Annotated in this window: 28 protein-coding genes and 1 riboswitch; of the genes, 15 read left to right on the plus strand and 13 right to left on the minus strand. The window is 39.9% G+C overall.

The window, feature by feature from the left end; genetic code table 11:
- Nucleotides 1–17: 17 nt before the first annotated feature.
- Nucleotides 18–287, plus strand: coding sequence for a DUF7352 domain-containing protein (locus tag V514_RS0112880; protein ID WP_029500333.1), 270 nt, complete (start codon nt 18–20; stop codon nt 285–287).
- A gap of 206 nt (nt 288–493) precedes the next feature.
- Here the strand turns inward: V514_RS0112880 and V514_RS0112885 are convergent, their stop codons facing one another.
- The gene (locus tag V514_RS0112885; RefSeq protein ID WP_029500334.1) at nt 494–1960 is read right to left on the minus strand and encodes an MFS transporter; all 1467 of its coding nucleotides are present in this window, start codon (nt 1958–1960) and stop codon (nt 494–496) included.
- A gap of 547 nt (nt 1961–2507) precedes the next feature.
- Here V514_RS0112885 and V514_RS0112890 point away from each other — a divergent pair.
- The 3 genes from V514_RS0112890 to V514_RS0112900 all read left to right on the plus strand — a co-directional run bounded on the left by V514_RS0112890 (nt 2508) and on the right by V514_RS0112900 (nt 4871).
- Complete coding sequence (locus V514_RS0112890) at nt 2508–3362, plus strand: transporter substrate-binding domain-containing protein (RefSeq protein WP_029500335.1); 855 nt, start codon at nt 2508–2510, stop codon at nt 3360–3362.
- Nucleotides 3363–3431: 69 nt separating this feature from the next.
- A complete protein-coding gene (locus V514_RS0112895; RefSeq protein WP_029500336.1) occupies nt 3432–4163 on the plus strand; it encodes an amino acid ABC transporter permease in 732 nt (243 codons plus the stop codon).
- Entirely contained in the window at nt 4164–4871 is a 708-nt protein-coding gene (locus V514_RS0112900; RefSeq protein WP_029500337.1) for an amino acid ABC transporter permease, read from the plus strand.
- A gap of 46 nt (nt 4872–4917) precedes the next feature.
- Here V514_RS0112900 and V514_RS0112905 read toward each other — a convergent pair whose 3' ends face one another.
- A complete protein-coding gene (locus tag V514_RS0112905; protein WP_029500338.1) occupies nt 4918–5517 on the minus strand; it encodes a TetR/AcrR family transcriptional regulator in 600 nt (199 codons plus the stop codon).
- 165 nt (nt 5518–5682) lie between these two features.
- Between V514_RS0112905 and V514_RS0112910 the strand changes: the two genes are divergently transcribed.
- Together V514_RS0112910 and V514_RS0112915 are read left to right on the plus strand one after the other, a co-directional pair.
- Entirely contained in the window at nt 5683–7197 is a 1515-nt protein-coding gene (locus V514_RS0112910; RefSeq protein WP_029500339.1) for a CoA-acylating methylmalonate-semialdehyde dehydrogenase, read from the plus strand.
- 12 nt (nt 7198–7209) lie between these two features.
- Nucleotides 7210–8370, plus strand: coding sequence for an iron-containing alcohol dehydrogenase (locus V514_RS0112915; protein ID WP_029500340.1), 1161 nt, complete (start codon nt 7210–7212; stop codon nt 8368–8370).
- 147 nt (nt 8371–8517) lie between these two features.
- Here the strand turns inward: V514_RS0112915 and V514_RS0112920 are convergent, their stop codons facing one another.
- Nucleotides 8518–8838: an SCP2 sterol-binding domain-containing protein gene (locus tag V514_RS0112920; RefSeq protein ID WP_029500341.1), complete on the minus strand. Its 321-nt coding sequence runs from the start codon at nt 8836–8838 to the stop codon at nt 8518–8520.
- 248 nt (nt 8839–9086) lie between these two features.
- Between V514_RS0112920 and V514_RS0112925 the strand changes: the two genes are divergently transcribed.
- Nucleotides 9087–9977 carry a LysR family transcriptional regulator gene (locus V514_RS0112925; protein ID WP_029500342.1) on the plus strand — a complete coding sequence of 297 codons (891 nt, stop codon included), beginning with the start codon at nt 9087–9089 and terminating at the stop codon, nt 9975–9977.
- Nucleotides 9978–10015: 38 nt separating this feature from the next.
- On the opposite strand, the gene V514_RS19265 is transcribed toward V514_RS0112925, so the two are convergent.
- The gene (locus V514_RS19265; RefSeq protein ID WP_029500343.1) at nt 10016–11512 is read right to left on the minus strand and encodes a methyl-accepting chemotaxis protein; all 1497 of its coding nucleotides are present in this window, start codon (nt 11510–11512) and stop codon (nt 10016–10018) included.
- A gap of 594 nt (nt 11513–12106) precedes the next feature.
- Between V514_RS19265 and V514_RS0112935 the strand changes: the two genes are divergently transcribed.
- Complete coding sequence (locus tag V514_RS0112935; RefSeq protein ID WP_029500344.1) at nt 12107–12577, plus strand: hypothetical protein; 471 nt, start codon at nt 12107–12109, stop codon at nt 12575–12577.
- Nucleotides 12578–12621: 44 nt separating this feature from the next.
- On the opposite strand, the gene trxA is transcribed toward V514_RS0112935, so the two are convergent.
- Nucleotides 12622–12930, minus strand: a complete 309-nt coding sequence (gene trxA / locus V514_RS0112940; RefSeq protein WP_029500345.1) for a thioredoxin — start codon at nt 12928–12930, stop codon at nt 12622–12624.
- A 95-nt stretch (nt 12931–13025) separates the two neighbouring features.
- On the opposite strand from trxA, the gene V514_RS0112945 reads away from it, so the two are divergent.
- Together V514_RS0112945 and V514_RS0112950 are read left to right on the plus strand one after the other, a co-directional pair.
- Entirely contained in the window at nt 13026–13229 is a 204-nt protein-coding gene (locus V514_RS0112945; RefSeq protein WP_029500346.1) for a DUF4017 family protein, read from the plus strand.
- Nucleotides 13230–13259: 30 nt separating this feature from the next.
- Nucleotides 13260–13499 carry a hypothetical protein gene (locus V514_RS0112950; RefSeq protein ID WP_235073360.1) on the plus strand — a complete coding sequence of 80 codons (240 nt, stop codon included), beginning with the start codon at nt 13260–13262 and terminating at the stop codon, nt 13497–13499.
- 124 nt (nt 13500–13623) lie between these two features.
- On the opposite strand, the gene V514_RS0112955 is transcribed toward V514_RS0112950, so the two are convergent.
- Together V514_RS0112955 and V514_RS19270 are read right to left on the minus strand one after the other, a co-directional pair.
- Entirely contained in the window at nt 13624–14664 is a 1041-nt protein-coding gene (locus V514_RS0112955; RefSeq protein ID WP_029500348.1) for a serine hydrolase, read from the minus strand.
- A gap of 83 nt (nt 14665–14747) precedes the next feature.
- On the minus strand, nt 14748–15242 hold the full coding sequence (locus V514_RS19270; RefSeq protein ID WP_051392476.1) for an alpha/beta hydrolase: 495 nt from the start codon (nt 15240–15242) through the stop codon (nt 14748–14750).
- Nucleotides 15243–15259: 17 nt separating this feature from the next.
- On the opposite strand from V514_RS19270, the gene V514_RS0112965 reads away from it, so the two are divergent.
- A complete protein-coding gene (locus tag V514_RS0112965; protein ID WP_029500349.1) occupies nt 15260–16246 on the plus strand; it encodes a VOC family protein in 987 nt (328 codons plus the stop codon).
- A 258-nt stretch (nt 16247–16504) separates the two neighbouring features.
- On the opposite strand, the gene V514_RS0112970 is transcribed toward V514_RS0112965, so the two are convergent.
- On the minus strand, nt 16505–17116 hold the full coding sequence (locus V514_RS0112970; protein WP_029500350.1) for a Crp/Fnr family transcriptional regulator: 612 nt from the start codon (nt 17114–17116) through the stop codon (nt 16505–16507).
- A gap of 143 nt (nt 17117–17259) precedes the next feature.
- Here V514_RS0112970 and V514_RS0112975 point away from each other — a divergent pair, with 143 nt between their 5' ends.
- The 3 genes from V514_RS0112975 to V514_RS0112985 are packed head-to-tail and all read left to right on the plus strand — an operon-like array spanning nt 17260 to nt 19863.
- A complete protein-coding gene (locus V514_RS0112975; protein ID WP_035944818.1) occupies nt 17260–18111 on the plus strand; it encodes an ABC transporter ATP-binding protein in 852 nt (283 codons plus the stop codon).
- The gene (locus V514_RS0112980; protein WP_029500352.1) at nt 18074–18829 is read left to right on the plus strand and encodes an ABC transporter permease; all 756 of its coding nucleotides are present in this window, start codon (nt 18074–18076) and stop codon (nt 18827–18829) included. Before V514_RS0112975 ends, V514_RS0112980 begins: the two co-directional genes overlap by 38 nt.
- Before the next feature lie 11 nt (nt 18830–18840).
- Complete coding sequence (locus V514_RS0112985; RefSeq protein WP_029500353.1) at nt 18841–19863, plus strand: aliphatic sulfonate ABC transporter substrate-binding protein; 1023 nt, start codon at nt 18841–18843, stop codon at nt 19861–19863.
- Nucleotides 19864–19901: 38 nt separating this feature from the next.
- Here V514_RS0112985 and V514_RS0112990 read toward each other — a convergent pair whose 3' ends face one another.
- The 5 genes from V514_RS0112990 to V514_RS0113010 form a co-directional block, all read right to left on the minus strand.
- The gene (locus V514_RS0112990; RefSeq protein WP_029500354.1) at nt 19902–20966 is read right to left on the minus strand and encodes a serine hydrolase; all 1065 of its coding nucleotides are present in this window, start codon (nt 20964–20966) and stop codon (nt 19902–19904) included.
- A gap of 103 nt (nt 20967–21069) precedes the next feature.
- Nucleotides 21070–21603: a VUT family protein gene (locus V514_RS0112995; RefSeq protein ID WP_029500355.1), complete on the minus strand. Its 534-nt coding sequence runs from the start codon at nt 21601–21603 to the stop codon at nt 21070–21072.
- Nucleotides 21603–22265 carry a 7-cyano-7-deazaguanine synthase QueC gene (gene queC / locus V514_RS0113000; RefSeq protein WP_029500356.1) on the minus strand — a complete coding sequence of 221 codons (663 nt, stop codon included), beginning with the start codon at nt 22263–22265 and terminating at the stop codon, nt 21603–21605. Before queC ends, V514_RS0112995 begins: the two co-directional genes overlap by 1 nt.
- Nucleotides 22266–22355: 90 nt before the next feature.
- Nucleotides 22356–22856 carry a preQ(1) synthase gene (gene queF / locus V514_RS0113005; RefSeq protein ID WP_029500357.1) on the minus strand — a complete coding sequence of 167 codons (501 nt, stop codon included), beginning with the start codon at nt 22854–22856 and terminating at the stop codon, nt 22356–22358.
- Nucleotides 22857–22936: 80 nt separating this feature from the next.
- Nucleotides 22937–22984: riboswitch (PreQ1 riboswitch) on the minus strand.
- A 52-nt stretch (nt 22985–23036) separates the two neighbouring features.
- Entirely contained in the window at nt 23037–23495 is a 459-nt protein-coding gene (locus tag V514_RS0113010) for a GNAT family N-acetyltransferase (protein ID WP_029500358.1), read from the minus strand.
- 196 nt (nt 23496–23691) lie between these two features.
- On the opposite strand from V514_RS0113010, the gene V514_RS0113015 reads away from it, so the two are divergent.
- Nucleotides 23692–25491, plus strand: coding sequence for a sigma-54-dependent Fis family transcriptional regulator (locus V514_RS0113015; RefSeq protein WP_029500359.1), 1800 nt, complete (start codon nt 23692–23694; stop codon nt 25489–25491).
- Nucleotides 25492–25528: the final 37 nt, after the last annotated feature.

The following is a 25528-nucleotide window of genomic DNA, read 5'->3' on the forward strand; positions in this document are numbered from 1 at the left end:
ACGAAAGGGGTGAAATAATGAAAATTTTTAAATATCCAGTGCGCGTCAATAAACGAGAGGCGGTAAAGTTACCACTCGGAGCCAAACCACTATCGATTGCCTTTCAATATGACCAAGTATATATTTACGCGCTAGTGGACCCAAACGAATTACAGACGGAGCCTTTTGATATACTCGTCGCAGGAACAGGGGAGCCATTACCAGCCGATATTGCGACGTTTAGTTATTTGAACACGATTCAAATGTTTGACCAACAATGGAATTTGCACGGGTTTTACAAAAAATAATGGCAATAAGTAAAATGACCTTATTTTAAAATAGAAAATTAGGCGTACATACCGATGTAGTTTTGGTAGTATTCCCATATAATAATGAAAGTATGTTCATATGAATGTACATTATCCTTTAAAAAAGACACCCGACGCCTGGGTGTCTTTTTTTTGATTTGATTACAACGAAAAAAAGTCGTGCCTAGTAGACACGACTTTTGACTTTATTGTGAAATGGTTTTAGAAGAGGTAGATGTTTCTAGCTCGATATCAGGTGCTTCTTCATGCCACCATAAGGCATCTTCGGGATCTTGTTTCATAACTTCGCGTACTTCTTTTTTTGATTCAACTGTCGGGTATGAACCTTTTAAAGCACGACCAGATGTTTGAACGAATAACGCACTAAAGACAATGAGACCAATGACACTAATGGCTGCTAAATAGTACGCTGGCGCAAGTGGGTCACCTGTAACATGGACTAAATAAGAAGAAACAAGTGGTGTTGTACCACCAAAAATAGAAACGGAAATGTTAAATGTTAATGCCAGTGCACGGTAACGAACATCTGAGAAAAAGAGACTTGGTAGAAGTGATGGCAGTGTTCCTTCGTAGAAACTTAAGAGGAAACCTAATAAAAATACGCCAGCAAAAATAAAACCAATACTACCGATGCCCATTAACATAAAGGCGGGAATGGCTAAAAATGTTAGACCGACAAGCCCCATTTGCACGACACGCTTGTTCCCGAACTTATCACTCATACGGCCAAAGAATAAAGCGAGTGGCATCATTAAGACCATCGTAATTAATAAAATAATTAAACTTGTCGTGTTATCAATACCAATGACTTCGGTTAAATACGATGGCATATAAGACAACACCATATAGTTTGTAATATTAAAGAACGCGACAATGACGACACTTAATAACATATCTTTTTTGTAATGTTTTAAAATTTCTTTAAATGTTAACGGTTCTTCATCACTTTCTTGTTGTGTTTGTTCCATTTCTTCAAAGATAGGCGATTCGTCTAAATGGCGACGTAAATACAAGCCGATAAGACCAATTGGTGCCGCAATGAAGAAAGGAATACGCCAGCCCCATGCAAGCATTTGAGCATCTGAGAGAACGAGTGTTAAAATGGTAACTAGACCTGAAGCGGCAATAAAACCAGATAATGAACCGATTTCTAAACCACTACCAAGCATCCCACGTTTTTTATCGGGAGATGATTCAGCAATATAGACCATCGCGCCTGAGTACTCCCCACCAGTAGAGAAACCTTGAATCATACGGGCTACTAATAATAAAATAGGTGCCCAAATGCCGATTTGCTCATACGTAGGTAATAAACCGATTAATAATGTAGCAATTGCCATAATGATAATCGTTGTACTTAAGACAATTTTACGACCGTATTTATCGCCGATCTTACCAAAGAAAATACCGCCAATCGGACGGACTAAGAACGCTACGGCAAACGTAGCGAATGTAAAGACTAACTGGAGACTGCTATTGTCAACGCCTGCGAAAAACAATTGACTAATAATAACAGCTAAGTACGCGTACAGACCGAAATCAAACCATTCCATCGCGTTTCCTATACCGGTAGCGATGACGGCTTTTCGTGCCTTTTTGGAACTCACAATATTAATATCTTGTGGCTCCATATCTAAATTGGGTTGTTGCATATTCTCTAAACAGCTCCTTTTGGGTTTGCTATTTTCGAGGATTGCAAAAGATATGTAGTGCATAAAATTGTTGGAAATAAAATAGCGGAAAAGAAAAACAACAATCTCAATCTTTTAAATCCTGATTTTGTTGTCGACAAAATATAGTTACTCGAGGTTGTTCGTATGTAGTAAAAAATTTTTTACGTGAACAATATATAGTATTCCCGTAGAATTTTTTTTGAAACATAAAATATAAAAGTTTTTATTTTCAGAAAAATTTTTATATTTTCATTATATAGTAGAAAAAACGATTTCATTTCATAAAAGATAATGTTTTTAATGAAAATATGTTTAAATTATGAAGGGAAAGGTTAAATAATTAATGTACTTTTCATATTCTTCTCTTTGACCCTCAGTGGAAACGCTGAGGGACTTTTTTATGCGTAAAAATAAATTTTAAAAAAGTCTTGTTTAATTCATAGTAATATTATATACTTTGTTTAATTTAAAACCTATCAGAATTATAGGAATTAAGAAATTATACATAAGCAGGGAGATGGAATAGATGAAAAAACGTAAATTTTTCGGATTAGCAGCAGGGTTTGTATTAGCAGGTGTACTTGCAGGATGCGGTACTTCAGATGACAAAGGGCAAGCAGCTGAAGAAGGCGTACAAGTTGTCAAAGTAGCATATGATCAGGCGAGCAAACCGATGACTTACACAGATGACAACGGCAATGCGACGGGTTATGACGTAGAAGTTATGAAATTAGTAGATGAAAAGTTAAAAGATTATCAATTTGAATATGTTGGCACATCAAGCGACGATTTACTTATTGGCGTTGAACAAGGAAAGTTTCCTGTTGGTGTAAAAAATGCCTTCGTTACAGAAGAACGTCAAGCGAAGTTTTTATTCCCTAAAGAATACTTAGGATTAAGTAGCATCGGTTTAGTAGTAAAAACAGCGGATAAAAAGATTGATTCTCTAGAAAAATTTGCAGATAAAGGTTATACATTAGCACCGATTGCTGCAAACAATGCGCAATATACAGTCGTAAAAGAATACAATGATGCGCATCCAGACAATCCGGTCAAACTAAAAGCCGGCGATGAGTTTTTAGTAGATGTTGTGCAATGGGTCAATGAAGGACGTGCAAATGGTGGCGTGACGATTGAAGGAATTTTTGAGCAGCAAGTTGTGAGCGAAAAAGGACCATACCATAACTTGAAAAACGATGTTGTTTACAATGAGTTTGGCGTTATTAAAACATGGCCCTTATTCAACAAGAAGCAACAAACATTGGCTGATGAATATGACAAAGCGATTAAAGAATTACGCGACGAAGGTAAATTAGCGCAGTTAAGCGAAGAATTTTATGGTCGCGATTTGTTTAAAGTATTAGATAAAGCCGAGCGCTAATCTATGAAAAGGATTGTTAAACATCTAGAGGTAATCCTTTTCTATCTATACATATAAGAAGGTGAAGACATGGATAAATATTTTGACAGTAGTTACTTATGGAATGCATTTCCGCAATTATTACCCTTTTTAGGGGTCACCTTTCTAGTAGTTGGCTCATCGATTGTGCTTGGTATTCTATTTGCCGTTTTATTAGTGGCGATGAAGCTCGGAAAATCAAAATTTTTACGAGCACTAGCAAATGGCTATACGACCATTATTCGTTGTACACCATCGATTGTGCTGTTGTTTTTAATTTACTATGGCGTACCGGCGCTGTTTGCAATCGTGAACATTGATTTACAAAACGTCCATTCAGCCGTCTTTGTCATCATTACATTTACGCTGCAATTTACAGCGATGATGTCAGAAATTATGCGTGGTGCTTACTTAGCGGTAGATAAAGGGCAATATGAAGCGGCTGTCAGCGTCGGTTTATCGCCATTTCAAGCGTATCGCCGCATTATCGTGCCACAAGCTTTTGTTGTCGCATTACCGAATATCGGCAATGGCGTGATTATTTTGCTACAAGAAGGCTCATTAGCATATACAATTGGTTTAATTGACATTGTCGGTAAAGCGAATCTGATGATCGGTGCGAATATGAATGCCCATGCGCTAGAAATTTATTTAGCACTGGCCGCGATTTATTGGGTACTATCGATTACTATTGAAAAAATCTTTAGTGGCTTAGAAAAAACGTTTAGCAAAGGAAAAAAAACATTGGATACAGCGTATACGCGTAAAAAGGAGGCGGCCTAAATGCAATCAAGTTTTAATAGTGAATTTCTAGGAGAAGCGATTCGCGTTGCGTTGCTCGGCCTTCCTGTGACGATCGGCGTGACCGTTGTCGCCTTACTAATTTCGCTTCCATTAAGTTTTTTCTTAGCGACACTTCGCGTGCACAATATTCCGGTTATTTCACAGCTCATTCGCGTTTACGTATCATTTGTGCGCGGCACGCCAATTCTAATTCAAATTTTCATTATTTATAGTAGTATTCCATTAATGTTGAAAATTATTTTTGAAAAATACCATATCCCATACGATATTTATAGCATTCATCCGATTTGGTATGCCTTTATTATTTTTACGTTCAGTACAACGGCGCTGCTTATCGAAGTATTTCGCTCGGCGCTCGGTACCGTTGATAAAGGACAAATCGAAGCGGCCTATGCGGTTGGCATGACGACTTTCCAAGCCTACCGTCAAATTATTATTCCACAAATGCTAGTAGCTGCGATGCCAAACATTACGAATAATGTGATTAATTTAATTAAAGCAACGTCACTTGGTTATGCGCTGTCACTACCTGAAATTACGTTAAATGTAAAAGTAGCTGCCAATGCAGGCTATAATTATTTAGAAGCGTATGTTGTTATTTTCATCATATACTTATTATTATGTAGCACCGTTGAGTACGGCTTGAAACGCTATGAACAGCATTTGACGCGCTATAAATTAGCTTAATGTGAAAAACCACTTCCAATGTTGTCGGGAGTGGTTTTTTGAATTGTTATTTTCGCATACCATCTAATAAGGTTTTTGTAAATAAATGCATCTCTGACTTCAAATCAAAATCCTCGGTATGAATGAGCCAATCATAAACATTGGCGCGCATGGCTCGTTGCACCATTTTTTCAATATTTTCAAAGACAATATCTTCACGAAAAATGCCTTGTTCCACACCTTCCTGTAAATACATACGAATGAGCTCAAAAATAGTACGTTGTGGATGAATTAAGTAATGCACATGCTCGACTTGATTCGTCATCGCAGCTGTATAAACGGTGCGCATAATATCTTTACCGACGACGTTCACTAAATAATGCATTTGCTCATCATAAAGCGCTAAAATTTTATCAGCGGGATTTAATGTTGCATCAATTTTTTTCGCTGCATCGATATAATGCGTGTCAAATTCATGAAATTTTTCAAGAACAATATCATATTTTGTCGCGAAATGTGTGTAAAAAGTACCTTTTGAAACGCCGCAAGTTGTCGTGATTTGTGAAATTGAGACATGTTCAAAACCTCTTTTTGCAAAAAGTTTTAATGCCGTATCAAGTAGCTTCTGACGCGTTTCTAGCGCCTTTTTTTGTCGTTCTGTTATCAAAAAATCACTCCTTTTCTCTAAAAAACAAAAAAATTATCGTTGACGAATGAATTTTCTATCGTTTATGATTTAAGTGACCGAGGTCAGTGAAATAAGCATACGAGAAAAAAGTCTTTTTTTCTAGTGTATTTTCAGAATTTTTTAAAATTTAGGGAGGCGAATGGTATGGAAGCAACAGGAATTCAAACATTAACACATTTTATTGGTGGTGAGCGCGTAGAAGGGCAAAGTGGGCGATTTGGTGAAGTCTTTAATCCGACAACCGGAGAAGTCATCGCACAAGTGCCACTAGCAACAGCCGCAGAAACGCGTGAGGCAATTACACAAGCACAAGCAGCATTTCCAGCGTGGCGCGATGTATCGGTCGCAAAGCGTGCACAAATTGTATTAAATTTCCGCAATTTATTAACAGCGCATCTCGATGAATTAGTAGCGATTATTTGTCGCGAAAGTGGCAAGACAATTGAAGATGCTAAAGGTGAAATTACGCGTGGCATTGAATCTGTTGACCTAGCAATTGGTGCTCCGCATTTAGTGAAAGGGGAATATTCGGTCAATGTCGGGGGCAACATCAACGCGTATTCAGCAAAGTATCCGCTCGGCGTTGTCGCTGCGATTTCACCGTTTAATTTCCCAATCATGGTCCCACTCGCACAAACAGCGATGGCGATTGCAGTTGGTAATGCAGTGATTTTAAAAGCTTCTGAAAAAGTACCGATGACAGCGTTATTTGTTAGTGAGCTATGGAAAAAAGCAGGTCTTCCAGCTGGTATTTGGACGGTTGTGAATGGCGATAAAGAGGCCGTTAATGAATTGTTAGAACACAAAGCAGTGAAGGCCATTTCGTTTGTTGGCTCGACATCCGTTGCGAAATATATTTATGAAACCGGCGCAAAATACGGCAAGCGTGTTACAGCACTTGGCGGTGGGAAAAACAATATGGTTGTCATGCCCGATGCAGATTTAGAGCAAGTTGCAGAAGCCTTTATGGGTGCAGCATACGGTGCGGCATCTCAGCGCTGTATGGCATTATCAACGATTATGCCAGTCGGACATGAAACAGCGGAGCGCCTAGTTACGATTTTAAAAGAAAAAGTGGTAGCGTTAAAAGTAGGTTCTTATGAGCAAGTGGATACGGATTTTGGTCCAGTTATTTCAGCGCAAGCGAAAGACATGATGTTTGCGGCAATTGAAAAAGGTCAAGCAGAAGGTGTCGACATCGTTTGCGATGGCCGCGAGCTGGCGATTGTGAACGAATCAAAGGGCTTCTTTATTGGCCCAACGTTATTTGACCACGTAAAACCGGGCATGGATGTTTATGAGCAGGAGATTTTTGGACCGGTTCGTAATATTGTCCGCGTCGATACGTTAGACGAAGCGATTGCGTTAATTAATGAGCATGAACTAGGGAATGGTGTAACGATTTTTACGAATGATGGCTATGCATCACGCAAGTTTACAACGGAAATTGATGTGGGAATGGTTGGCGTCAATGTACCGATTCCGATTCCGGTAGGCTACCACAATTTTGCTGGTTTTAAAGATTCGCGCTTTGGTGAAGGGCATATGTTTGGCCCCGATCAGGCACGCTTCTTTACAAAAACAAAAACTGTGTCGGAACGCTGGCCAGAAGCAGGTTCGCAAATGGCTTCTACGTTTGCGTTTCCAAGCAATGATTAAGGGGGAATTTACATGGTATATACCGTACATTCTCCAGCAAAAATTGTTTACGGTAATGGCGCATTCGCTTCACTCGGTGACCATGCGCAAAAGCTCGGAACGAAAGCATTAATTATTAGCGATCCGATTATGGAGCATTTAGGTGTTGTCTCACAATGTGCGGCGTATTTAAAAATCGATTCCGTTGCTTATACGGGTGTGACGTCAGAACCACTCGATGTTTACGTAGATGAAGGCGTGGCATTACTGCGTGAGCATCAGTGCGATGTCATTGTATCGATTGGCGGAGGAAGTTGTATTGATACGGCAAAAGCGATAGCAGTCGTTGCCACAAATCGCGGTTATATTGGGGATTATATGCACGGGGCGATGCCGATTACTGAGCAGCCACTGCCGCATATTGCGATTCCAACAACGGCAGGGACGGGCAGTGAAGCGACCGATGTGACGGTCATTACAAATACGGCCGAAAATATTAAGATGATGATTAAAGATGCTGCGTTTATGCCTGAAGTGGCACTTGTAGATGCCGAGCTAACAGTATCATCACCGCGCCACATTACTGCTGCGACAGGTGTTGATGCAATGAGTCATGCCATTGAAAGTTTATTATCGCGTAAGGCACATCCATTTTCAAATCAATTGGCGTTATCAGCCATTGAATTGATTACCGCTAATTTATTATCCGCCTATAAAGATGGCCACAATTTAGCGTCGCGCGAGGCGATGTCACTCGGCTCGCTACAGGCGGGTATGGCGTTTTCAAATGCATCCGTCGCGCTCGTACATGGGATGTCGCGTCCAATTGGTGCGCTGTTTCACGTACCTCATGGCATTTCAAATGCGATGCTCTTGCCAGCTGTGCTTGAATTTTCGAAGGAAGCCTGCATTCCACAGCTTGCTAAAATGGCGCCATTTTTCATTGAGCAAACAAAGTATTTAAGCGATGTGGAACTAGCAGAGGAAGTCATCCAAGCGGTGAAGGCATTATGTCGCAGTTTAGACATTCCAAATTTAAAGGGCTACGGCATTGACGAAGCGGCATTTTATGACGCCATTCCAAAGATGGTCGTTGATGCGATAGCAAGTGGCAGTCCGGCAAATAATCCACGTATTCCGACAGAGTTGGAGCTTGTAGCATTATATAAGCAAGTATATCATTATACATTTTAGGCGAGAAAAAAGAGGCTGGGACATACGTGTAACAACACTCTCTCAGATGAGCATAAGAAAAACCGGAATCGCGCTGTGGCGCGGTTCCGGTTTTTTGTGGCGAACGCTAAAAAAAGAAAATGAACTGTTTTGTCCCAGCCTCTTTTGTTATTTATAATAAGCTAAAATACTACTTAAACGTAGTAGATGACTCATATCACCTTTAGATTTTAGCTTGCCCATCAAGAACGCTGTTTGTGGATTCATTTGTCCGGTTGTGAGCTGCTTAAAATTTTCCGTTGAAATCGTCACCGTACAATCGGGTGCTTGTGCATCTGTGGCGATATGAGCGCCATTTCCATCAAATGAAACGAGCGCTGTATCCTCGGTATCGGTAAAATTAAATTGAATCCGTGCATTGTAGCCCTTTAAACCTGCTGAATCGTCGTGAATTTTCGAAAGAAACGTATCAATTGCCTGGTTTGACATGACAACACCTCCGCATTTTCTTTTATCATAAAGTAAATTCTAAAAATTTACAATTTCTCGTTTAAAAAATGACCGCATAAGCCATTGAAAAGATTCGTTCAATATTTCTAATCTAATGCTAAAAATAGAGGAACTATGAACCGTTCGTACTGATTTAAGCTAAATATTAAAATGGAAGCATTTTAATAGCGTATAATGATGCGGAATGATAAAAATCATGCGCAAGTTACATAAGGGGTGACGCGATAATGGAATGGCATCATTTTCATTATTTTAAAGTTTTAGCAGAGATGGAACATATGACGCGAGCAGCAGAGAAGCTTTCGGTGTCGCAACCTGCATTGAGCCGAGCGATTATGCGAATTGAGGAAGAAATGGGCGTGGCGTTATTTGATCGCAACGGACGCTCCATTCGCTTAAATAAATTTGGTGAATTATTTTTAGAAAGTACCAACCATATTATTTTAGAAATGGACACTGTAAAAACGCGTTTGTCAGAGATGAGAGGTGTTGAAACGGGTGAGGTGACACTTGGTTTTCTTCATACAGTTGGCGCGACGTATTTATCGCTCTTTATGAAGGAGTTTAAAGAGATGCATCCAAACGTCCGCGTCAAGCTAGTACAAAATAATTCACAGGCGTTAAAAAATTTGTTGGCGCAAGGCATTATCGATTTATGCGTGACGACACCTGTTGCGACCGAAAAAAATATCGAGTGGCAACCGCTGTTAACAGAAGAGCTATTTGTGACATTGCCGCGCACACATCCATTAGCGAATCGTGAAATGCTGACCGTCAAAGAATTAAAGCATGAAACGTTTATTTTATTAAAAGAAGGCTTTGCATTGCGCCATTTATCAAATGATTTGCTAAAAGAAGCGGGTATTGAAGTGACGATTAGCTTTGAAGGTGAAGAAGTTCAAACAATTGCAAGTTTCGTCGCTGCTAACTTAGGTATTTCTTTTTTACCAAAGCTAACGCATCTGACGTTTAATGACCTTATTCAAATTCCAATTGAAGGAAAAAAGGCCGAGCGTCAAATTGGGATTTGTTCAAATAAGGACGTTGTCGAAACGGCTGTTGTACGCGAAATGAAAGAACAGCTTGTGCATTATTTTAAAGATTTTCATGAACGGTAAAAAAAGAGGCGGATTGCTTAAATGCAGTCCGCCTCTTTTTAGTCGTTTAATGTCGCTACTTCAGCTAGCTGTGTACTCATTTCTTGAATATGCTCAACAGCGGTTGTGACAGAATCACTTAATGATTTTTGCGTTGAAACAAGCTCATTAATATGCGTCATATGCGTTAAAATCGTATCAATTTGCCCTTTTAAATCCGTTAAACTTTGCTCGATATCTTCTGTCGCATGAGCGCTGTTTAAAGCTAATTTTCGCACTTGCTCGGCGACAACCGCAAAGCCTTTGCCATGCTCACCTGCGCGCGCTGATTCAATCGCCGCATTTAAGCCTAATAAATTTGTTTCATCCGCAATGCCACGGATCATCGTCGAAATATCTTTTGTATTATCGGCACTTTGATGAGCGTCGTTGGCAGCTGTGGCGGATTGTTGTTGTGCATTTGTCAGCTCCCCAACATGATTTTGCATATCTTGCATGGCGGACGTCATTTCATCGATGCTGGCATTTAATTGCTGAATACCGGCTTTCATATGCTCTGAACGTTCCTTTTCCTGACTTTCTAACGTAATATCGCGCATGACACCAACAATGCGTTGAATCGTACCTTCTTCATCACACGTTACAATGACGCGATTACTCATCGCAATGTAATGACCATGATAATTACGCACGCGGTATAATAACTCACATTGCGCTTTTCCTGTACGTTTTGCGTCGTTTAAACAAGTTTTGAAAAGAGGGGTTGTGCCATCGCGATCAGTAGGATGCACAAGGTTTGCAAAATCTTTATACGTTTGAGGTTGCGTCACTTCGGTATAACCAAATGCCGTCAAAAATTGCTCTGAAAACCACACTGTATTTTGCGCGTCGGATAAATTATGTGGATTGCCCACATTTACATTCCACGGCGATTCATACATGACATCGGTAATTAAAGCGTATTTTTCGAGCTGGTGTTCAATGCGTTGCTGTGCAGTTAATTGTTCTGTTAAATCGTGTACAACACCATAACATTGCAGTAACTTCCCTTGTTCATAAACAAATTGAATTTGACAGTCGGCATGGAGAATATCATTAAATGTTGTGACAAGGCGACATTGCTGTTCGATGCGTGGTGCGGCCGTTTGGATTGCCTGTGCCAGCGCATTTGAAACGCGCGCTTGATCTTCAGCGTGGACAAATTGCATAATTGAAAAATCATTGCCGGACATTTTTAACAGCGCTTTTAATTCATCGCTCGCATACGTCACATTATGTGAATCATGCAACTCGCCATGTGCTACGTCAACGACCCAATAACCGGTGTTAGCTACACGACAAATCGTTGAAAATAATTGATCTGCTTGTTCAATTCGCTTTGTAGCATAGGTGTAGTGTGCAGTTAATGTTTCGATGAGTTGTTGTTCTTTAGGGGAGAGGTTTTCGACAGCGAACGGTTGGATAGGCCCAGTGTCGATTTGTTCAGCGAACGTTTCGATTGCTGCTAAAAACGGAGAGGAACTTCCTTTTGATGGTGTTTGTAAAAATGAGAACATATTACCCCTCTTTTCCAAGTATATTTATGATTAATTTACTATATTTTGACATAAAAAACAATAAAAGTTTCAAAAATTTTCAATGCATAACGCTTGAATGGGTCTTAAAGGGTGGTTTCGTGTAGTTACTTTCTTTAAACTAATTTTCCAATTTAATGGCCGTATGTTCATCATTTTAAATTAAAATTTCAATGATTGAACTGCCATTCATAAGGAATTAGCATTACATGAGATGAGAAATATATGTCATACGGTACAAAAATTAGAAAAAAGCTACACAAAGTAGAAAAAAAGAGTTAAAATGGTTAAGAACTAGTGGAAAAGATTTTTTAATGGAGAAAAATCAATAGGCTTTACTAGGAAATGCAGCGGAAACATTTTCTATAATCCTTTGCTAGTCAAATCCCTATTTGAAATGCCTAACCAGTTGGGCGCTGGTGCTAGCCTAAGCAAAAACGTCCAATGCAATTTGTTACACGGTAAATCCCTTACCGCATACCAAACCTCTATCACAAAACAACGGCGCCTTTTCCATGTGGGGAGGCGTCTTTGTTGCTATTATAGAGAAAAAATCTGTTAAAGGAGGACACTTAAATGCAACGCAATATTTCTTTTTCTAGTGTACAAACGCATTTACATAGTTGTTCTTTTACGCAATTAAAAACCATTTGGATGCAATTAATTGAGGAGTTTTGTACAAATGCAACGACTTTTTCTTTTTTGTGGAAAACGTCTGAGCGTGCACATTTTGAACGTTTACAGGGCAATCATTATTATTATGAAATACACGACTTATATGCACCGATGCCAGACATTATGAAAGCAGTTCAGCAAATAAAGTGGCAGGAGCGAGGGTATGTACAAAATTTATGGGATTCGCCACCGAACCATGATGACATCATTCAGTTAATTTTAAGCATGCTGGAGTTTCGAGTGGACAATGAGGAAGCGGAGCGAGTGCAACATGAGTTGCTCGCAAATCATGTGTTGCAACTCAAAGTTGAAAATGCGATGGTGAACGAATTATTAACATATGGCACAACATCGATTAAATATGTTTTGTAAAGAAATGCTAAAAAACAGGAGCCGCACACGCGACTCCTGTTTTTTTAACGATAGCTATTAATGAAGTCGGTTAAAGCTTCTTTTGGTTGGAAACCGCCTGTTTTCGCAATGACGTCGCCATCTTTCATTAATAATAATGTAGGCACAGACATAATGTCGTATTCGCCAGCTGTTGCAGGATTTTCTTCTACTTCTAGTTTTACAATCGGCACATCGATTTCTTCAGCTAATTCTTCTAATACAGGTGCAAGCATTTTACAAGGACCACACCATGTTGCCCAAAAATCAACGAGTACAAGGCCGGTTTTCGTCTCGTCATAAAAAGTTTGATCTGTCGCATTAATTAGTGACATAACAAATTCCTCCTTTGATATCTCTTTTATTTTAGCATGTCAGCTGTTTAAATAGTTGTAAATAGGTTAACTACTTTATAAGGGAGGAAATCTACATGATGAAATTATTATGGATACCAATTGTCTTATATTTAGTAGCACTAGGTGTTTTTCTAACGAGATCAACTACTCGCGAGACAGATGAGGGCTTTGCTGCGCAATTATTAGCAGGCCAAGGTTTAGCTCTACCGATTTTTTTCTTTGCATTTCTATTTATTTGGTTTTTTAATCATCGAAAAAATAGTCGGAAAAATAATTAAAAGGTTTAATTTAAAAGGAGGTCATTCATCATGGCAGATCACATGAAAAAAGATGATAAGAAAAAAGATACTGATTTTAAACGTATGGATAGCCCTGATCAAGTTAATTCTGACACAGAAAGCTTATTCGATAAAGATGAACAAATGAAACATGTGGACCCAATTCCTATGGAAGAATTAAACGAGAAAGTAAAAGATGAAAAATTAGAAAACCGTGAAAAAACAAAAAACACGTCTTCTAGTTCAAAAAAATATAAACATGACCATTAAAATAAAGGAGCATCGTCTAACAAGTCGATGCTCCTTTTTATAGGGCTAAAGCTTGTTTGAGAAAACTATTAGCACAAACTAAAAATACTTCCAAACGATTAACCGTTTGGAAGTATTTTGTCATTTATTGATTGGCTTGCATTTTAATGCGTTCGCGGAATACCGGATCTGTTACAATTTGATCGAAGAAATTATTGAGACTCATTGATAGTTTCATTTGTTCTTGCGGCGTTAAATTGTAGAGGAAAATCGCCATTTCTAAGCGGTTTCCTGCAGCGTCCGTCGCATAAACGATACCGTTGACTGCAGATGCCGTCATACTTAAAAATTGTGCGCCGTGTTCAGCGTGTTCTTTTGCTTTTGGCGCAGTCAATAAGCCATCCATTAGCGGTGTTAAATACACATAAAGCTCTTTCGTAAAGAAAGTACCATTGTTTATTTTTTTCACAAGTGATACATAGTCTTTCGCCGATGATTTTGGTAAGCGTTCAGCCCATGTTTTCAGTGCGGCATGTTTCTTCGCCGCCGTTTTTTGTTGTGCTGCTTTTGGCGTTTGAAGTAATGAGGCATGAATGGCTGTTGCTTGCTTGCGGTAATCATTTAACGGAGCATGCTGGTCTTCGACATATAATGCGCTTGCTGTCGGATAGATAGGGTCATGCTTCGTCATTTTTAATTTGCGCAGTTGTTCATTAATTTCCGTAACACCAAGCACATGCATTAAGTAATCGGCATTCGCAAATGAATTGTATTGCAGCATCCCTTTAGCAACTTCGCGAAGCGGCACGTCTTTTTTATAGCGTGCTTGTTTCATTTGCGCGAGCCATTCGCGGTGCAAGTCACCCTCTAATTTTGGAATGTGGAACGCTTCAATATCATCGAATGACACGAGTTGTTCGGCATCAATGACACCTTCTGCAGCTTGGCGTGCATATTCAATGGCGATGATTAAATTGCTTGAATTGACTAATGGTGCTGCTTGTAGCTGATTCACAGCACCAATACTTTTCCCATTGTAATGCATCGCAAACGATACTTTCGATGGGCTTTCTTTCGTAAATGTGAGAACGGATTCGGGCGTTAACATTTTCTTTTGCGATAGCGACATGAGTCCCATGAGCGCAAAAAGAACGACAAACACGATTAATCCGAGAATTAATAACATGTCATAATTCACTCCTTATGTAGACATCGTTTTTATTATACCGCTGTAAGCTTTAAAAAACCTCCGATAAAGGAGGCTAGTTGTTACCGTAATGTGTCTTGTAAATACGTGATTTCCTGCTCAGTCATGCCATGAGCGCCATCTAACAGTTTTAGCGTTGTACGTGGAAATACCGCTTCAAGCTGTTTTGATAATTTTAACGTATCACCAGGTAGGGATAATGTATCCATTGCCCCGCTTGTTAACACGATTTGTGCATCGCTGCCTTTCGTAAACGTATAATCCAAATTCGATGGATGAAGTAGCACAATGCGGTCTGCAATAGCGGGTTCTTTCTCAAGCAAACCTAAAATAAAATTCGCACCGTTTGAAAACCCCATAAATGTCATGTGCTCTGTTTGTGCTGGGTGCAGCTTTGGCCAATCCGCTAAAAATGCGTCAATGCGTGCATCAAAATCAGTGCGATCTAATTTGCCCGCTTTTAATGGCTGAAAGAATCGCCGATTTGCGCCCTCATCAACATCTCCTAAAAAAGATAATATGTGCGCATTCGGCTCAATATCCCCGGCAATTTGCATGTACCTTCTATGGTAAAATGATTCATAACGAAAAACTCCTATCAATTAAATTAAAGGAAGTGCACTATGACAAGTCAATTATTCATCATGTCTCAGTGATTAACCGAGACGTCCAACGTTCATTTGAATTTTATGATAAATTACTTGGAATGGAATTACTATTAAAAACAGTAAACCAAGACGATATGGAAATGTATCATTTATTTTTTGGTGATACGACAGGCCGCCCAGGAACCGAATTTAGTGTATTTGAAATGAAAAGTGGTCCGACAAAAGTCTATGGCACGAACTCATTAGAACGTACAATTTTTGCGGTACCTTCAGAACAATCACTAATCTTTTGGGAAAAACGATTACGTGAACATGATGTGTTCAATTGTGAAATTGAAGATTATGATGGTTCAAAAATTTTACGTTTCGAAGATCCAGATGGGGTACTACTAGGTATTACACCGGTTAAGAAACAAGACCTTTATTTCCCACGCGAAACGGCAGATATTCCACTAGAACATGCGATTTTAGGTATTGATGCCGTCCATTGTCGTGTGCGTTATGCAAAAGCATCGGTGCGTGCCTTTGAAAAAATGTTTGATGTGACTGAACTAAAGCGATTTGATGATAACGGCTATCGTGTCACGGTGCTTGGTCGCGATGATGCGCTATTTGGTCAAACACTTCATTTATATGAGGATCGTACGCGTAATTTAGAACAAATGGGGGTTGGCGGCATTCAACATATTGCGCTCAATGCCCGTGATTATAGTGAACTTCTAGCAGTAGAAGAGTTCATTATTAATAAGAACTTCCGCTATTCAGGCATTAAAAACCGAGAATTTTTCCAATCACTTTATTACCGTGAGCCGAACAATTTATTAATTGAAGTCGCAACCGAGCAAACAGACTTCCAAAAAACAGCTATGGATACGTCAGATTTTGCGGCAATTCCACTTTATTTACCCCCATTTTTAGAAAATCGTCGAAGCTTTATTGAAAGTAAGCTTTAAAAAAATATTTGTATAAAGCGCTGGTAAGGCTTTGTCGTTGTCTAAGCGAAAATGCCACATATCTTCATCACCCGTTTTAGCACGGGCCATATAAATGGTCGTATGGGAACCTTCGTTAAATGACTTATCGGAAAATCATGTACAGTCGGACAATACAACAACGGCATAATGAAAGCGCAAAACACGTTCAAAGATTTTAACTTTGAACGTGTTTTTTCATGTTTTCGATGATGTATCAAAAATTTCTCTTTTTTTAGCTTATACCAAAAAATCTTCATCTAATATTTCAATTTTCCCGCGCTCATACGTTATATAGTGCGCTTTCCGCCATGCATTTAAGTTTGCAGTTACTTTTTGACGGCTACAACCAATAAGATTGGATAATTCTTCATGTGTCATCGGTAATTCAACAAAAGTCCGACCGTTTTTATAGGTAATAAATTGACGTAAAAACCAAGCTAAACGTTCGGGTACTTGTAAATTGGTAATCACACGCATAAAATTTTGCGTTTCCATTAAGCGGCGGGCCATCATTTCACTTAATGGCTTCCATAGTACAGGACGTTGTTGTAATAACTGTTCTAACTGCTCCTTTGTAATCGTATAAAACTCAACTTCTGTTAAGCTCATCGCGTAGCGAATCCTGGTTGTTGTATTCGCTAAAATTTCAGCAAGACCATATAAATCCCCCGCTTTACGAATAGACAATGTAATATCTTGCCCATCCTCCGCTTCCTGCCCAATTTTAATCCATCCCGCCGTTAAATAATAAATATGTGTTGCACGCTCGGCCATTTGAAAAATATGACGCCCCTTTGGTAGCGTGTTTTTTTGTCCATGTTGTCGTATGTAAGCAATTACTTCTTGCATAAAAATCCCCCTTTTCTATATATTACCGTTATTTTTGTTGTTTCGTCACCTAAGTGACAGAATTGTTTGAATTTTTGTTTTAAAATCATATAAAACATACTAACTTAATAGGTATTATAAGTTTTATAGTAGGAGGTGGCAAGATGTTAGAACCACATATTCAATTGACTGATTTGCATAAATCATTCGAACATAAAGGTCAGGAACCTGTTATTGCGCTAGACCAAGTCAACTTAACCATTCCAAAAGGCGAGTTTTTATCGCTACTCGGACCTTCTGGCTGTGGGAAATCGACGTTATTAAACATTATTGCGGGACTTGATAAACAAACATCTGGAGACATTACAGTGAATGGAAAGCCGATAAAAGGACCTGGAAATGACCGTATCGTTGTCTTCCAAGAATCGGGTTTATTCCCGTGGATGAGCGTACTCGACAATGTGATGTATGGTTTGCTTATTAAAAAAGTACCGAAAGAAGAGGCGAAAGCTCGCGCAATGAAGTGGCTTCAAAAAGTCCATTTAGCAAAATTTGCGCATGCACAGCCACATGAGTTATCAGGAGGAATGAAGCAACGTGTGGCGATTGCACGCGCGCTCGTGATGGACCCGGAAATTTTATTGATGGATGAGCCTTTTGCGGCGCTGGACGAACAGACGCGTATGGTATTACATAAGGAACTTGAGTCATTATGGCGCGAAACGAAAAAAACGATTATTTTTGTGACACATAATATCCGTGAAGCGGTCATCTTATCAGATCGAATTTTACTCATGAAAACGCGTCCTGGTGGTGTGAAGCGCGAGTATACAGTGCAAGCTTCGCGCCCGCGACAAGCAACAGATAGTGTTCTTGTCGATTTAGAAGGCCGCATTCTTTCAGAGTTACAGCTAGAGATGGAGAAAGTGTTGAAGGAGGAATTTGGCGATGATTACGACTTTAAGAAGGATCAGCTTCATGGCAATTCTGATAGCCATATGGGAAGCGATATCTAAATTTGAAATTTTCCCGGCATTTATGTGGCCGCCACTTATTATTCCAAATGAACCTGGTGGCGTAACGGTTATGAAAACGTTGATTAACGGTTTAATCGATGGGCAATTACTTGAAGCAACGGGGCAATCGCTCGGTCGTCTAATCGTTGGTTTTGTTATTGCCGTTATTTTAGGAACGATTATCGGTTTTCTAATTTATAAATCTGAGCTGATTGATGATACATTAGGCTTTTTCGTATCGACATTGCAGTCTGTGCCGAATATTGTCTGGTTCCCGCTAGCGATTCTATGGTTTGGCCTAGGTGTAGAATCTGTGCTGTTCATTATCATTTTAGGCGCGACGTTATCGTTATCGATTACATTAAGTACCGCCTTTAAAAGTGTGCCGCCATTAAATATTCGTGTGGCGCGCACGATGGGCTCAAAAGGCTTTCATTTATTCCGTACCGTTATTTTTCCAGCGAGTGTACCACAATTTATTGCCGGACTTCGCGTCGCATGGGCGCTTGCATGGCGAGCTGTATTAGCCGGGGAATTACTTGGCGGTAGTGGTGGATTAGGAACGTTGCTTGATATGGGGCGTTCACTACAGTCGATGGATTTAGTGTTTGCTATCATGATCATCATTGGCGTGATTGGTACAATTATTGACAATTTTGTCTTTGTGAAATTAGAACGTCTTGTGTTGCGTAAACGCGGCATTCAAGTTGTGAAATAGGAGGAGAAAATATGAAAACATTCAACAAATTTTGGCTATTTACAGTCGTAGCATTACTCGCAGTCGTATTAGCGGCATGTGGTAGTGAAGATAATAAAGGGGCAGCAGAACCACAAGATAGTGTGAACGAAGTACGCATTGGTTATTTCCCCAATATGACACATATTGCGACGATTGTGGCACTTGAAAAAGGTTTTTACAGCGAGCAATTAGGTAATGATGTAAAAATTACAACAAATACGTTTAACGATGGTTCTGCTTTTATGGAAGCTATGTCAACAGATGCTATTGATGTCGGTACAGTTGGTCCGACACCTGCATTAACAAGTTATATGAAATCACCAAAGCATGAAATTATTTCAGGAGCAGTTAACGGCGGAGCAGTACTTGTTGTGCGTAAGGATGCCGGTATCGATTCTGTAAAAGATTTAGCAGGTAAAACAGTTGCAATTCCGACATTTGGTAGTACACAAGATATTGCATTGATGAAAGCGTTACAAGATGCTGGCTTAAAAGTAAAAACAAATGGTGGCGATGTGAATACCGTGAAGCAAGCACCAGCCGATACAGCAGCTCTTTTCGTACAAAAGCAAGTAGATGCAGCTGCAACGCAAGAACCATGGGGTGTGAATATCGAAAATAAAGCAGATGCGAAATTACTATTAGGACCAGATGACTTTGCATGGGGGAAAGAATCAACAAATACGGTCGTTGTGGCGCAAACGGATTTCACAAAAGCGAATCCTGAAACGACAACGAAATTGTTAAAAGCACATGCAGAGGCCGTTGATTTTATTAACAAAAATCCAGAGCAAGCAATCGATTTATTTTTAAAACACATCAAAGATATTACGGGTAAAGAATTATCAAAAGAAGAAGTAACAGAATCATTCAAACGTTTAACGCCAACAACAGCAGTCAATGAGGAAGTACTACAAGAAATGGCGACAATCTCGAAAGAAGCTGGCTACATTTCAAAAGATGATATTAACGGCTTAGTGAATTTAAGCTACTTAAAAGAAGCGACAAAATAATACAAAAAAGGAATCGCCACACGCGCGATTCCTTTTTTCTATTTCAATTCGTCACGCACATATTCGCGGAAGCGTGCATCGGTCACAAATTTGCCGATGAAGCGGTGAATCGTACGTTGGAGCTTACGTTGTTCTTTTAACGACTCAGTATTTGCGAAAAAGGCGAGCTGCATCGTTGTATCATTGACCTTTGTCGCGTACATGGCCATCGTGAGCACCCATGCAGTCGAGCCACCTTTTTCAGCATATTGCTTGTAGCGACGTGGATTAACTTTTGCAGTATCAATAATTGGATCAAGAACGTCATAAAAAGCATCATCATAAATCGCGCGTGTATTGAGTAATTCCATTAATTTGACATAATCTGTAGTCGTCGCTTTTGGCAAACGGTCCGACCAGACGCGCTGTACATCAAGCGGTAAATAGCTTAATATTTCTTTGCGCTGTTCAGCAGTCAGCAACGTTTGTTTTAACTGCTCATGTGCGCTTAGAATACCTGCTTCATAAGACGCTGTATCGAGCTGCCGCAGAGCTGCTGCGCCTTCATTAGGTGTGAGGTGATGTTCGATCATATAGACATACGGGAAATATTGTGATGCCGATAAAGGATAAAGTGCTGCATGTTCTGAGAGACCTAAATCTTTTGCGAGTTTATTAATATTATTTAAGCCAAGCAAGTCGATTAAATAATCGGTATTCGCATTGGAGCTATGGCGCATCATGCCTGTAGCTACATCTTCAAGTGATACGACAACCCCTTCAAGTTGTGATAACCATGCAGAGTGCGCGCCGCCATCAAGATGTGGTAAATAATAATTCTCCATTGCTGTCACGGGAATTTCTTTTTTTGGATTAATCATGCCCACCGAAGCTTGGCGTGCAAATTCTGTGGCGACAAGCCATTTTACGGTGCTAGCAAGGGGCAGTTGGTGGCTTTCATTGACGCGTACCCAATCTTTTTCTTCAAACTTAATGTGTAATGACACGTTTCCGTTCTCACGATGTTTCTTTATATAGTTGACTAAAAAACGCGGGCTAGGGCCACGCATTAATAGTACGGCGATAAAGATAGAAAAAATGATAATAGCGATTGCAATTGCCATAAAAACAACTCCTTCATAGTTCTATTATACGGGAAGTGAGTGGAAATGGGCGTATAAAAGCTATTTTAACGAAAAAGAGGTTGGCAAATGCCAACCCCACATATTAAGCAATACCGCGTGCGCGTACTGCTGGAATTTGGTTTAAGATGAGCGCGCCGATTAATTGGAGTACCGTTTTGACGATAATTTGACCAACAATCGCTGCCGGTACTGCTTCCCAAGGTAATATATTAGCACCGAGTGGACTTAAGCCAATAATGACAAATACCGCGGAGTCGAGTACGCCACCGACAATACCGCTATAAAAAACGCGCCATGCCATCGGTAATTTTAAGCGTGAGTAGATTTCGGTATCTGCTGTTTCTGATAATAGGAACGATAATGCAGAAGCGGCGACGATTAATAGGGTGTCTCCAAGTGCTGCTGATACAATGGCAGATAACAACAATGCAATCGCAATAAATAAATACGTTTTTTTGCGGCCATATTTATTTTGGACGAGGTCGCGCAAAATGAATGTTGCACCAATGAAAAATGTACCCATCGGGACGATAAATACGCCAAATTGAAACGGGGCGAGTGACGCGGTGACAACATTGGCGGTGACGATACATACTAAATAGAACAATACGCGAATCATGCTTCCACCTTCTTCGCTAAATATCGCTCAAGGCCGCGCTGACGCAATAAACATGCCGGACATTCGCCGCAACCATCTGATGGGATGCCATTGTAGCATGTTAATGTTTTTTCACGGACATAATTTAGGACACCAAGCTGATCGGCAAGCGCCCAAACGCCTGCTTTATTAAGCCACATAAGCGGTGTATGAAGCAGAAGTTGCTCATCCATCGCTAAATTAATCGTTACATTTAATGATTTAATAAAATTATCGCGGCAATCTGGGTACCCACTAAAATCTGCTTCACTGACACCTGTAATAATATGTTGTGCGCCAATTTGTCGCGCCAAAATGCCAGCAAATGAGAAAAACACTAAATTGCGGCCCGGCACAAAAGTGTTCGGTAAATCGCCATCTTCACCTGCTGCTACTTCAATATCATCGCGTGTTAACGCATTTGGTGCTAATTGATTTAATAAATTCATATCTAAAATATATTGCTTAACGCCTTGTTCTTCAGCAATTTTTTGCGCACAGTCAATTTCAAGCGCATGGCGTTGTCCATAATTAAATGTCACAACAGCTACTTCTTTGAAACGTTCCAATGCCCAAAAAAGACAGGTTGTACTATCTTGACCGCCGCTAAATACGACGAGTGCCTTGTGTTGTTTTTCCATAAATAAGCTCCTCAATGGAAAAAGCGACACTCTAACAGAGTATCGCTCTCTCTTAGTTTTTTTAAGATGGTCGCTAAGAACATCTATACATTATCGATTATCAACTTTTTCAGGGTACATATCATGATTCATTAAACGGTGCATTGCCATGTCTTCATATTTTGTACCAGGGCGGCCGTAGTTACACCATGGATCGATAGATAAGCCACCACGCGGCGTAAATTTACCCCATACTTCAATGTAGCGAGGGTCTAACAGTTTAATTAAATCATCCATAATTTTATTCATGCAATCTTCGTGGAAATCTCCATGATTACGGAAACTAAATAAATAAAGCTTTAGTGATTTACTTTCAACCATTTTTTTGTCGGGAATATATGAAATATAAATCGTCGCAAAATCAGGCTGCTTTGTCATCGGGCATAGGCTCGTAAATTCAGGGCAATTGAATTTGACGAAAAAATCACGACCCGCATGAAGATTATCTACCGCTTCTAATACCTCTGGGGCATAGTTAAAAGCATATTGTGTGTGTTGGTTACCGAGCAATGTTAAATCGCTCAGCCCTTGGTCATCTGTTCGATGAGACATTTTAATTCCTCCTTCCGCTAGAAGAAGAGAAAACATGAAAAAAGCCGTATCCACTATTGGATACGGCATAACAGTCATATAATCCCATAGTTTTTTATAGAGGGTTTCGTGCTATGAACCTCTTCTTATAGCTTTGTGACTTTAATTTACCATACATGGATACAATAAACAATGTTTTCTTTAAAAAGAAAGATTTGTACGATAAACCATCCATGTATCCATTTCTACAAAACCATATTTTATATAAACTGGTTTTCCCATAGTAGATGCCTCTAACAGTAAGACATGAATGTGGCGTTTTTTCGCCTCATCAACTAATTTATCAAGCAATGCACTAGCGAGGCCTTGACCACGAAAAGCACTATGCGTATAAACATTCGTAATATAACCTTTCATGCCGCTCGGATTTGTATAGCTTGGTGGAAAAGCATAAAAGACGACGCCCGCTGTAGCGATAATCGTGTCTTGCTCCTCTACAATCCATTGAATAAGCGAGCCATCTGACAAGTGATGCTCAAAAAAAGCGGTCAATTCTTTATTAATGATTGTATCGGGAATACTCCCTTCATCAATTAATTGTCGCTTTCGAAGCTCGATTAATGTCGGAATATCTTGTGGCGTTGCAAGGCGGTATAGCATATGAACAGCTCCTTTTTAAATAGTGTACAAGTATTGGCACGTGCGTTGCTGAAAATATTATCGTATGTTATAAGGAATCGTCAATTTTATTAAAATGACGCCTTTTCAATTTCTTTCCCCCGTCATATTTAGTAAAATAAAGGACACACTACTTATCCTTTTGCCATTGGTGAATCGCGTATGAGGAGGGCTTTCGATGAATGTAAAAGAGCATGTCTGGAAAGGTTTTATTGCACAAAATTCAGTTGATTTAACAATTCTCTCACAAGAAGTAGCAGCGTCTTGGCTCCAGTGCCGAGCATTAAAGGTTGATCCATACGCTCAAAAAAGCAAAACTGTGTTAACGCCGGCACTTTTGCGAGAGCAGCAACGAAAAAATGAGCGTCTTATTGCGCTTGTACAGCAGGAGCTACGTATATATGAGGCGCACTTTAATTTACGCTTACCAGTTTTTATTTTGACTGATGCAAATGGATACATATTGTGGCGGGACGGTCATGAGGGAGCGAAACGTATTGCGAATGCGATGTCATTTTTAGAGGGGCATCGCTGGCATGAGCAGGATGTTGGTACAAATGCAATTTCACTTGCTATTCAAACGGGTGCGGTTATGTCGCTCACGGGCTATGATCATTATGCAGTGGGCTCTCATGCATGGGCTTGTACTGCAGCGGCGATTTATGATGAATTCGACGAAGTATGCGCTGTGCTTGATATTTCTTCTCACTTAAATGATTCGGCAGCTACGCAGGAAGTAACTGCCTTTATGAAATTACTGACAACAACTATTTCTGCTAAATTAAAGACGCGTTACTTGGAACAGCATAAACAATTAGTAGATTATGCATACCATATGACGCAACCAGGCATTATTTGTGATGAATTTGAGCGCATCGTTAAAATTTCTGAGCAGCTTTTCATCGATGAAGCGCAGTGGCAAGGACAAGCCGTTGATACATTGTTGCGTGAGCATGTGCTACAGGCATTGCCGCAACCCATCTTTTTCGAACAGCAAATCATCGGTTATTTTTACCCGATTGTGCAGCATGAAGCAAAAACGAAACAGTTTTTTTATCAAGGCATTCCATCGAAAAACGCGGCGTATCGGGACTTTATGGTACAAGTAGAAAAAGTAGCAACGAGTACATTACCGGTACATGTTTACGGTGAATCCGGCAGCGGTAAGGAAGTCATCGCAAAAACGCTGCATGATAATAGCGCTGCTGCGAATGGTCCACTCGTAGCGATTAACTGCGGTGCGATTAGCGAAAGCTTATTAGAGAGCGAGTTGTTTGGCTATGCACCAGGGGCTTTTACCGGTGCTAATGCGAAAGGCTATAAAGGTAAGCTTGCGGAGGCACATGGGGGCACACTATTTTTAGATGAAGTAGATAGTATGTCAAAACGGATGCAGGCTGCACTATTACGTGTCCTTGAAAACCAAGAAGTGACGCGCATTGGTAGCACAAAAATCGAACGCGTATCATTCCGCATTGTCACGGCAAGTAATCGCGATTTGCGTGATGAAGTGGCGGAGGGACGGTTCCGTATGGATTTATTTTACCGCTTGTATGTGTGCCCACTAACGATTCCACCACTACGGGAGCGTAAAGAAGACATTTTCGTCTTTATGCAAGATTTTTGTATGAAACAAAATTGGTACCCGTATTGGTTAGCAACCGCTTATGAGGTGGCACAGCAATATGATTGGTATGGCAATATTCGCGAATTAAATAATTTTTTAGAACGACTCTATCTATATTATGAACATACCGAGCCAACGACTGAACAATTGCAGCAAACAATCGAAGTGGGTGCTATCGAACGAGTAAAAAGAAAGCGTTTGCAACAAAATGTAGCGCCAATGTCTGAGGAAGAGCGAGCGCTACGAGAGGTGCTTGAACAGCATCATTACCACATTTCGAAAGCTGCCGCTGCGCTAGGTATTGCGCGTAGTACACTGTATCGCAAAATGAAACGCTACAATTTAAAGTGACTGTGAGACAAAAACGCAACAATTTGTTGCGTTTTTT

The organism is Kurthia huakuii LAM0618 (assembly GCF_000505545.1).
GTDB classification, from domain to species: domain Bacteria; phylum Bacillota; class Bacilli; order Bacillales_A; family Planococcaceae; genus Kurthia; species Kurthia huakuii.

Coding starts and splice junctions, on each gene's coding strand:
- V514_RS0112880 (WP_029500333.1), top strand. CDS start 18: ATGAAAATTTTTAAATATCCAGTGCGCGTCAATAAACGAGAGGCGGTA.
- V514_RS0112885 (WP_029500334.1), bottom strand. CDS start 1,960: ATGCAACAACCCAATTTAGATATGGAGCCACAAGATATTAATATTGTG.
- V514_RS0112890 (WP_029500335.1), top strand. CDS start 2,508: ATGAAAAAACGTAAATTTTTCGGATTAGCAGCAGGGTTTGTATTAGCA.
- V514_RS0112895 (WP_029500336.1), top strand. CDS start 3,432: ATGGATAAATATTTTGACAGTAGTTACTTATGGAATGCATTTCCGCAA.
- V514_RS0112900 (WP_029500337.1), top strand. CDS start 4,164: ATGCAATCAAGTTTTAATAGTGAATTTCTAGGAGAAGCGATTCGCGTT.
- V514_RS0112910 (WP_029500339.1), top strand. CDS start 5,683: ATGGAAGCAACAGGAATTCAAACATTAACACATTTTATTGGTGGTGAG.
- V514_RS0112915 (WP_029500340.1), top strand. CDS start 7,210: ATGGTATATACCGTACATTCTCCAGCAAAAATTGTTTACGGTAATGGC.
- V514_RS0112920 (WP_029500341.1), bottom strand. CDS start 8,838: ATGTCAAACCAGGCAATTGATACGTTTCTTTCGAAAATTCACGACGAT.
- V514_RS0112925 (WP_029500342.1), top strand. CDS start 9,087: ATGGAATGGCATCATTTTCATTATTTTAAAGTTTTAGCAGAGATGGAA.
- V514_RS19265 (WP_029500343.1), bottom strand. CDS start 11,512: ATGTTCTCATTTTTACAAACACCATCAAAAGGAAGTTCCTCTCCGTTT.
- V514_RS0112935 (WP_029500344.1), top strand. CDS start 12,107: ATGCAACGCAATATTTCTTTTTCTAGTGTACAAACGCATTTACATAGT.
- trxA (WP_029500345.1), bottom strand. CDS start 12,930: ATGTCACTAATTAATGCGACAGATCAAACTTTTTATGACGAGACGAAA.
- V514_RS0112945 (WP_029500346.1), top strand. CDS start 13,026: ATGATGAAATTATTATGGATACCAATTGTCTTATATTTAGTAGCACTA.
- V514_RS0112950 (WP_235073360.1), top strand. CDS start 13,260: ATGGCAGATCACATGAAAAAAGATGATAAGAAAAAAGATACTGATTTT.
- V514_RS0112955 (WP_029500348.1), bottom strand. CDS start 14,664: ATGTTATTAATTCTCGGATTAATCGTGTTTGTCGTTCTTTTTGCGCTC.
- V514_RS19270 (WP_051392476.1), bottom strand. CDS start 15,242: ATGCAAATTGCCGGGGATATTGAGCCGAATGCGCACATATTATCTTTT.
- V514_RS0112965 (WP_029500349.1), top strand. CDS start 15,260: ATGATTCATAACGAAAAACTCCTATCAATTAAATTAAAGGAAGTGCAC.
- V514_RS0112970 (WP_029500350.1), bottom strand. CDS start 17,116: ATGCAAGAAGTAATTGCTTACATACGACAACATGGACAAAAAAACACG.
- V514_RS0112975 (WP_035944818.1), top strand. CDS start 17,260: ATGTTAGAACCACATATTCAATTGACTGATTTGCATAAATCATTCGAA.
- V514_RS0112980 (WP_029500352.1), top strand. CDS start 18,074: ATGGCAATTCTGATAGCCATATGGGAAGCGATATCTAAATTTGAAATT.
- V514_RS0112985 (WP_029500353.1), top strand. CDS start 18,841: ATGAAAACATTCAACAAATTTTGGCTATTTACAGTCGTAGCATTACTC.
- V514_RS0112990 (WP_029500354.1), bottom strand. CDS start 20,966: ATGGCAATTGCAATCGCTATTATCATTTTTTCTATCTTTATCGCCGTA.
- queC (WP_029500356.1), bottom strand. CDS start 22,265: ATGGAAAAACAACACAAGGCACTCGTCGTATTTAGCGGCGGTCAAGAT.
- queF (WP_029500357.1), bottom strand. CDS start 22,856: ATGTCTCATCGAACAGATGACCAAGGGCTGAGCGATTTAACATTGCTC.
- V514_RS0113010 (WP_029500358.1), bottom strand. CDS start 23,495: ATGCTATACCGCCTTGCAACGCCACAAGATATTCCGACATTAATCGAG.
- V514_RS0113015 (WP_029500359.1), top strand. CDS start 23,692: ATGAATGTAAAAGAGCATGTCTGGAAAGGTTTTATTGCACAAAATTCA.